This window comes from Pseudomonas sp. H1h, assembly GCF_000633255.1.
GTDB lineage: Bacteria > Pseudomonadota > Gammaproteobacteria > Pseudomonadales > Pseudomonadaceae > Aquipseudomonas.
In genome coordinates this window covers 1-938 of sequence record NZ_AYMJ01000066.1, presented here as the reverse complement: position 1 = coordinate 938, position 938 = coordinate 1, and the positions used below count along the sequence as shown (strand labels likewise).

The following is a 938-nucleotide window of genomic DNA, read 5'->3' as shown; positions in this document are numbered from 1 at the left end:
AGGTTCTCGAAATTGCCGCCTGCGGCATCCTTGATGGTCACTTCGACTTTGCCGGCATCCTTGTAAACGTCATCAGCCGGGGCCGGGACAGTCACGGTGCCGGTGGTTTTACCTGCTTCGATGGTGATGACGGAGCCGTTGCTCAACGTCACGGTCACCGGGGTGCCAGCTGGGTTGGTCAGAGTGGCGGTGTAGACGATCGAACCGCCTTCGGCCACGGTGCCGGTCGCGGTCAGCGACAGGTTGGTGGTGTCGACGGTATCGGTCACGGTGGTGCTGACCGGGGTTTTGTCGGCGACGAGGTTTTCGTAGTTGCCACCGGTCACGCCGGTGATCGAGTTGCTCAGCGGCTCATGACCGTTCAACGCATCGTTCGGTGCAGTGGTGGTCACGGTGCCGGTGGTCTTGCCGACTTCGATGGTGATCGTCTGGCCGTTGGCCAAGGTCACGGTCACTGGCGAACCGGTCACAGGCGCGCCGACAGTGGCGGTGTAAGTGACAGTGCCGCCTTCAGCCACCGATGTATCGGCGCTGAGCTTCACAGTCGAGGTATCGATGGTGTCGGTAACGTCGGTGACGGCCGGAACGGTGCTCGGCACCAGGTTCTCGAAGTTGCCGCCCGCTGCATCCTTGATGGTCACTTCGACTTTGCCGGCATCCTTGTAGACGTCATCGGCTGGCGCAGGGACAGTCACGGTGCCAGTGGTTTTGCCCGCTTCAATGGTGATGACGGAGCCGTTGCTCAACGTCACGGTCACCGGGGTGCCAGCTGGGTTGGTCAGAGTGGCGGTGTAGGTGATCGAGCCGCCTTCGGCGACCGAGTTGGTGGCGCTGAGCGACAGATTTGTCGTGTCCACGGTGTCCGTGACGGTGGTGCTGACCGGGGTTTTGTCGGCGACGAGGTTTTCGTAGTTGCCGCCGGTCACGCCGGTGATCGA

Annotated in this window: 1 protein-coding gene; it reads right to left on the bottom strand. The window is 62.2% G+C overall.

The window, feature by feature from the left end; all coding sequences use genetic code 11:
• A partial coding sequence (locus tag U862_RS0129010; RefSeq protein WP_029977922.1) for an immunoglobulin-like domain-containing protein occupies nucleotides 1–938 on the bottom strand: 938 nt, incomplete at both ends.